The sequence below is a fragment of the Paraburkholderia sp. genome, assembly GCF_034668105.1.
In the GTDB taxonomy this organism is placed as follows: domain Bacteria; phylum Pseudomonadota; class Gammaproteobacteria; order Burkholderiales; family Burkholderiaceae; genus Paraburkholderia.
The window spans coordinates 1-7,314 of the sequence record NZ_JAXDPY010000091.1; the positions used below are offsets into that span (position 1 = coordinate 1).

The following is a 7,314-nucleotide window of genomic DNA, read 5'->3' on the forward strand; positions in this document are numbered from 1 at the left end:
GGGCTGTTCATAGCTCTCCCGTAACGGTTTGTGGTGTCGGCGCCTCTGACCCGCCGTTGCTCGGGCCGTCAGGCTCTCCAATAGGCAGACTGCAATGGAACGTGGCGCCTGTGATGTGGCCGTCAGATTCGACGTTGTTCACCACCCACAGACGGCCGCGGTGCGATTCGATAATCGAACGGCAAATGTTCAGCCCCATGCCCATACCATCGGACTTGGTGCTGTAAAACGGTTCAAAGAGACGCTCGGCGGTCGCTTCGTCGACGCCCGGCCCCTGGTCGACGACGCTGATGCAGACAAACCCGCCTTCCAGCCGCACGACCACGCGGATCACGGGGTCGACCGCGTTCGGGCGTGCATCGTGCATGGCTTCCGCGCCGTTCTTCAGCAGGTTCACCAAGACCTGCTCGATCAGCACCGGATCGACGTAGATCACCGGCAAACGCGAGCGCACATCGGTCACGATACGAATCTTGCGCTTGCGCGCCTCGAGTTCGGCGAGACCCACGGCGTCGGCGACGATATCGGCGACGCGCGTGGCCTGGCGTTTCGGCTCGCTGCGTTTCACGAACTCGCGAATGCGCTTGATGATCATGCCTGCACGCACCGCCTGCTGGGCAGTTTTTTCAAGCACCGGCAGCAGATTATCAGGCGTCGTCCGACCGGATTTAACCAGCGCCACGGTTCCCGAGCAATAGTTATTGATCGCGGCGAGCGGCTGGTTCAGTTCGTGCGCGAGCGACGAGGCCATTTCGCCCATCGTCATCAAGCGGCTGGTGAACTGCAGCTTCTCGTCCTGCTGGCGCGAGAGTTCCTGAGCCTGCTTGCGCGTGGTGATGTCGGTTGCGATCTGCATCTGCGCGAGGTGGCCGTCCACCCACTGGATGTACTGACGGCGCACTTCGAACCACTTCTGGATGCTTTGCACGTAGATTTCCTGCGCATCGGCGGTGCTTTCGGTCAACGCGGCGGCGGGCAGACCCGCGTATGTGTCCACCATATCGATCGAATCGGACGACGCCTGTGCGCTATCGAACCCCCCGCCCGCCAATTCCAGATGACCGTCCGGGCGAATCCCGAACAGGTGGCGGTAATAGCGGTTGGCGAACAGCAGTTCGGCTTCGTCGGCGGCCAGCACGGAGACGGCGGCGTCGAGACTTTCGAGCACGGTGGTGAAGCGTTCGTGCGCGGCGGCGAGTTCTTCGCGCGCCCGTTTCGGCTCGGTGATGTCGGTCATCGACGACATCCAGCCGGTCTGGCGCCCCGAACTGTCGATCAGCGGCGACACATAGAGACGTGCATGGAACAACGAACCGTCCTTGCGGCGCACCCGCAATTCGAAGCCCGAAGAGGGCGCCTTGCCGCGCAGCGTCATGTCCAGCTGGCGCTGCATCTCGGGGTAGGCGTCGCGCGGCCAGTACGCAAACGGCGCGTTCTTGCCGACCAGATCGCTTTCGTCCCAGCCGGTCATGCGGCAGAACGCCGGATTCACGTGCGTGATGCGCCCGTGCATGTCGAGCACGCGCATGCCGATCAGCACGGAGTTCTCCATGGCGCGGCGGAAGAAGGCTTCAGCATAAAGCGCCTGCTGGGCTTCAAAGCGCTGCCGCGTATGTTTCCACAAGCTCCACAGACTCCACAGCACGAAGCACGACAGACCGGCCACCAGCCAGACCAGCGTGTTGTTGGTGAAGTTGGTCATCTGCGGGAACGCGTAGACGCGCACCGAGACGCCCTGGCCCGGCGGGTCGAGCGGCAGATCGTAGAACATGTCGCGCGGCAGGCGCGGGCGGGTCGACGTGGTGGTCAACTCGCGGTTGTTCACGTCGATGATCGAGATTTTGTATTTGGCCGACAGCTCGGGCGGAATGTCGTGCCTCAGGATGCCTTCCACCGAGAACACGGCGGCAATCGTGCCGAGGAACTCGCGGTCGCGAAAGACCGGCGTCTGCAGCGTGATGTAGCCATTGCCGAGGTCGTCGTAGATCAGCGGCGAGTACACCTGGCGGCGCGTATTGCGCGCCTCGGCAAAGGCAGCCTTGACGGCTTCGTCCATCTGCGCGTCGTTCGGTTTGGCGAGGCGCTGGCCGAACACGGGCAGTGCGGTATTGGGCCAGCGCGGCTGCTGCTGGCTCGTGTACCAGTTCATGTAGAGGATCTCGGGATGCCCCTGCATGATGTCCGTGGTGGACACCTGGAAAGAATGCGGATCGGCATGACCGGCGACCAGGTCGCGGGCGAGCGCCTGAATCTGTTCCTGCGCGCCCGTCATGGACAGGCGGATCTGCTGCTGCGCCCACGCCACATTACGGTAGAGCGTGTCTTCCTGCTGCTGCTGTTCGCGCCGGTTCAGGCTCCACAGAATCAGGCTCATGACGACCAGGAAAACGAGGATCGACAGGAGCGGCGTGAGCAAATAGGAGTTCGACCACCACGGTCCGTGGTGCCAGCGGGAGGACGGCGTCGAATCGCCCGGCGAACCGGCGGTACGCGCCGAGCGAGCGAAAAGCCGTTCGGTCAACATGCGTGGCATTGTAGCGCAGCGAGTCGCTAGCAAATGGCGCAAAAAAGCGCTGAAACAACCGTTATTCGGCGCAAACTAGCCGTCGTATCCGTCGATCGGCAGTCAAATCAGGTTGCGCCGCAACAATTTTCCGCATTATGAGATTCGATCTCGTAATTCGAAAATTTTGTTGCGCGGACGTCGGGACCCCTTTTACAATCGGCCGAAGCTGCCGCGGCCGTGCTTCGTCCGCGTCGTCTGTTCAAAGAGCGTTCCTCTATATCCAGGAGACGAGCATGTCCGCTGTACCCGACGAAGTCATGAAATATGTCGCCGCCGAAAAAGACGACGATCCCCAGGAAACCGGCGAATGGCTGGAAGCGCTGGATGGCGTGATTTCTGCAGTGGGCCCCGATCGCGCCCACTATCTGATCGAGAAGCAGATTGAATTTGCCCGTGTCCACGGCGAACATTTGCCGTTCTCCGCCAATACGCCGTACATCAACACGATCCCGGTTTCGCGTCAGGCGAAGATCCCCGGCGACCAGGATCTCGAACACCGCATTCGCTCGTACACGCGCTGGAACGCTATCGCCATGGTGTTGCGCGCCGGCAAGGACACCAACGTGGGCGGCCATATCGCCTCGTTTGCTTCCGCCGCCACGCTGTACGACGTCGGCTATAACCACTTCTGGCATGCGCCGTCCGCTGAACATGGCGGCGACCTCGTGTTCGTGCAGGGTCATTCGTCGCCGGGTGTCTACTCGCGCGCGTTCCTGCTCGGCCGTCTGACCGAGAACCAGCTCGACAACTTCCGTCAGGAAGTGGGCGGCGAGGGCATCTCGTCATACCCGCACCCGTGGCTGATGCCGGACTTCTGGCAATTCCCGACCGTCTCGATGGGCCTCGGCCCGATCATGGCGATCTATCAGGCGCGCTTCATGAAGTACATGCAGGCGCGCGGCATTGTGAAGACCGAAGGCCGCAAGGTCTGGGCCTTCCTCGGCGACGGCGAAACGGACGAGCCGGAATCGCTCGGCGCGATCGGCATGGCCGGCCGCGAACGTCTCGACAACCTTGTGTTCGTGATCAACTGTAATCTGCAGCGCCTCGATGGTCCGGTGCGCGGTAACGGCAAGATCATCCAGGAACTGGAAAGCGAATTCCGCGGCGCCGGCTGGAACGTGATCAAGGTGATCTGGGGCAGCCGCTGGGATGCGCTGTTCCAACGCGACAAATCCGGCGCGCTGATGCGGCGCATGATGGATGTGGTCGACGGCGAATATCAGACGTACAAGTCGGAGTCGGGCGCGTTTGTGCGCGAACACTTCTTCAACACGCCGGAACTGAAGGCGCTGGTCGCCGAATGGTCCGACGAGGACATCTGGAATCTGAACCGCGGCGGTCACGATCCGCACAAGATCTACGCAGCGTTCCAGGAAGCATCGAATTCGCAAGGCCAGCCGACCGTCATTCTCGCGAAGACGATCAAGGGCTACGGCATGGGCGAAGCCGGTCAGGCGATGAACATCACCCACCAGCAGAAGAAGCTGCACGTGGATCAGCTGAAGAAATTCCGCGACCAGTTCCGTCTGCCGATCTCCGACGAAGATATCGTCAACGTGCCGTACCTCAAGTTCGAAGAAGGTTCGAAGGAACTCGAGTACATGCGCGCCCGGCGTCAGGCCCTCGGCGGCTATCTGCCGGCGCGTCGTCAGAAGGCTGAGTCGCTGCCGGTGCCGGAACTCTCGGCATTCGAGCCGCTGCTCAAGGGCACGGGCGAAGGCCGCGAGATTTCCACGACGATGGCGTTCGTGCGGATCCTGAACATCCTGCTCAAGGACAAGGCACTCGGCAAGCGCATCGTGCCGATCGTGCCGGACGAGTCGCGTACCTTCGGTATGGAAGGCCTGTTCCGTCAGATCGGTATATGGAATCAGGACGGCCAGAAGTACGTGCCGGAAGACTCAGACCAGCTGATGTTCTATCGTGAGTCGGAAACCGGTCAGATCCTGCAGGAAGGCATCAACGAAGCCGGTGGTATGGCTGACTGGATCGCAGCCGCGACGTCGTATTCGACGCACGGCGAGATCATGATCCCGTTCTACATCTTCTATTCGATGTTCGGCTTCCAGCGTATCGGCGATCTGGCGTGGGCCGCGGGCGACATGCGTTCGCGCGGCTTCCTGCTGGGCGGCACCGCTGGCCGCACGACGCTGAACGGCGAAGGTCTGCAGCACGAAGACGGCCACTCGCTGTTGTGGGCGGCTTCGGTGCCGAACTGCATCAGCTACGACCCGACCTTCGGTTACGAACTCGCGGTCATCATGCAGGACGGTCTGCGCCGCATGGTCGCGGATCAGGAAGACGTGTATTACTACGTCACGGTGATGAACGAGAACTACGAGCACCCGGCGATTCCGCAGGGCGCGGGCCTGGAGAACGTAGCGGCCGACATCATCAAGGGCATGTACTCGTTCCGCAAAGCTGAAGCCGACAAGAAGGCGCCGCGTGTTCAGCTGATGGGCGCGGGCACGATCTTCAATGAAGTGATCGCCGCTGCCGACCTGCTGAAGAAAGACTGGGGCGTCGCCGCCGACCTGTGGAGCGTGCCGAGCTTTACCGAACTCGCTCGTGAAGGTCACGAAGTGCAGCGCTATAACCTGCTGCACCCCACCGAAGAGAAGAAAGTCTCGCACGTCGAGAAGCTGTTGAAGGACGCACAAGGTCCGGTGATCGCTTCGACCGACTACGTGCGCGCGCTGACCGAACAGATCCGCGCGTTCGTGCCGCAGAAGTTCGTCGTGCTGGGCACGGATGGCTACGGCCGTTCGGACACGCGCGAAAAGCTGCGTCACTTCTTCGAAGTCGACCGCTACTGGGTCACGGTTGCCGCGTTGAACGCATTGGCAGATGAAGGAACGATCGAACGCAAGGTCGTCGCCGAGGCGCTCAAGAAGTACAACCTTGATCCCGCCAAACCCAACCCGATGACCGTCTAAGGCATCATTCCCCGTGTGCCATGGCGTGCGCGCCCGCCCTTGACGATCAGGGGCGGGCGGCGTGCGCGGCCCAGGAGACACTAACAATGAGTCAAGCGATCGAAGTCAAGGTGCCGGACATCGGCGATTACAAGGACATTCCTGTGATCGAGGTGCTGGTGAAGGCGGGTGATACCGTCGAGAAAGAGCAATCGCTCGTTACGCTGGAATCCGACAAGGCGACCATGGATGTGCCAAGCTCGGCCGCCGGCGTCGTCAAGGAAGTGAAAGTCAAGGTGGGCGACAACGTGTCGGAAGGTTCGCTGATCGTCGTGCTGGAAGGCGCTGAGGGCGGGGCTGCCGCGCCTGCTCCGGCGCCTGCTGCTGCTCCGGCGCCGGCGCCGTCCGCGGCACCCGCTGCCGCGCCGGCGCCCGCCGCTGCCGGCGGCGGTCTGCAAGAAGTCAAAGTGCCGGATATCGGCGACTACAAAGACATTCCCGTGATCGAAGTCGCGGTGAAGGTCGGCGATCGCGTCGAGAAAGAGCAGTCGCTGGTGACGCTCGAATCCGACAAGGCGACCATGGACGTGCCGAGCTCGGCCGCCGGCGTCGTCAAGGAAGTGAAGGTCAAGGTCGGCGATAACGTCTCGGAAGGCTCGGTGATCGTCGTGCTGGAAGCGGACGGCGGTGGCGCTGCTGCACCGGCGCCCGCTCCCGCAGCGAAGCAGGAACCGGCGGAAAAGCCGTCGGATGCGCCGGCTGCGCCGTCGCCGGCGCCGGCTCAACCGTCCGCATTGGCGCAAGCGCCGGTGATTCCGGCTGGCGAGGGCGGTGCGCGTCATGCGAGCCACGCTTCGCCGTCCGTGCGCAAGTTCGCGCGCGAACTCGGCGTGGACGTGACGCAGGTGCAGGGCACGGGTCCGAAAAACCGCATTACCCAAGCCGACGTCACGGCCTTCATCAAGGGTGTGATGACGGGGCAGCGTGCTGCGCCGGCAGGTGCTGCCGCGCCTGCTGCGGGTGGTGGCGAGCTGAACCTGCTGCCGTGGCCGAAGGTCGACTTCAGCAAGTTTGGTCCGGTCGATCCGAAGCCGCTGTCGCGCATCAAGAAGATTTCGGGCGCGAACCTGCATCGCAACTGGGTCATGATCCCGCACGTCACGAACAACGACGAAGCGGACATCACCGATCTCGAAGCGCTGCGCGTGCAGTTGAACAAGGAAAACGAAAAGGCCGGCGTGAAGATCACGATGCTGGCGTTCGTGATCAAGGCGGTGGTTGCCGCCCTGAAGCAGTTCCCAACGTTCAACGCCAGCCTCGATGGCGACAACCTGGTGTTCAAGCAGTATTTCCATATCGGGTTTGCTGCCGATACGCCGAATGGGTTGGTCGTGCCGGTGATTCGCGATGCGGACAAGAAGGGGTTGATCGATATCGCCAGGGAAATGACCGAGCTTTCGAAGGCTGCGCGTGATGGCAAGCTGAAGCCGGATCAGATGCAAGGCGGTTGCTTCTCGATTTCTTCGCTGGGCGGCATTGGCGGCACGAACTTCACGCCGATTATCAATGCGCCTGAAGTCGCCATTCTTGGGTTGTCGCGCGGTGCGATGAAGCCGGTTTGGGATGGCAAGCAGTTTGTGCCGCGGTTGATTCTGCCGCTGTCGTTGTCGTATGACCATCGGGTGATCGATGGCGCTGCGGCCGCGCGGTTCAATGCTTATCTGGGTGCGATTCTTGCCGATTTTCGGCGTGTGATTCTTTGATGCTGGTGTTGCGCTGGGGCGCGGGTTTCTTTTCTGTTATCCGCGTCCCTCTGTAGAACCTGCTTTC

The 7,314-nt window shown here is 62.0% G+C and carries 3 protein-coding genes; 2 read left to right on the forward strand and 1 reads right to left on the reverse strand.

The annotated features are described in order from the left end of the window. Positions 1-7 precede the first annotated feature (7 nt). Positions 8-2,524, reverse strand: a complete 2,517-nt coding sequence (gene fixL, locus QOC89_RS04655; protein WP_323043949.1) for an oxygen sensor histidine kinase FixL — start codon at positions 2,522-2,524, stop codon at positions 8-10. A 275-nt stretch (positions 2,525-2,799) separates the two neighbouring features. On the opposite strand from fixL, the gene aceE reads away from it, so the two are divergent. Both aceE and aceF read left to right on the forward strand, forming a co-directional pair. Next, a complete protein-coding gene (gene aceE, locus QOC89_RS04660) occupies positions 2,800-5,505 on the forward strand; it encodes a pyruvate dehydrogenase (acetyl-transferring), homodimeric type (protein WP_323043950.1) in 2,706 nt (901 codons plus the stop codon). 86 nt (positions 5,506-5,591) lie between these two features. Continuing rightward, positions 5,592-7,247 carry a dihydrolipoyllysine-residue acetyltransferase gene (aceF, locus tag QOC89_RS04665; RefSeq protein WP_323043951.1) on the forward strand — a complete coding sequence of 552 codons (1,656 nt, stop codon included), beginning with the start codon at positions 5,592-5,594 and terminating at the stop codon, positions 7,245-7,247. The last annotated feature ends 67 nt before the right edge of the window (positions 7,248-7,314 follow it).

Excerpts from the sequence above, each read along its gene's own strand:
- fixL (WP_323043949.1), bottom strand. The coding sequence starts at position 2,524 with ATGTTGACCGAACGGCTTTTCGCTCGCTCGGCGCGTACCGCCGGTTCG.
- aceE (WP_323043950.1), top strand. The coding sequence starts at position 2,800 with ATGTCCGCTGTACCCGACGAAGTCATGAAATATGTCGCCGCCGAAAAA.
- aceF (WP_323043951.1), top strand. The coding sequence starts at position 5,592 with ATGAGTCAAGCGATCGAAGTCAAGGTGCCGGACATCGGCGATTACAAG.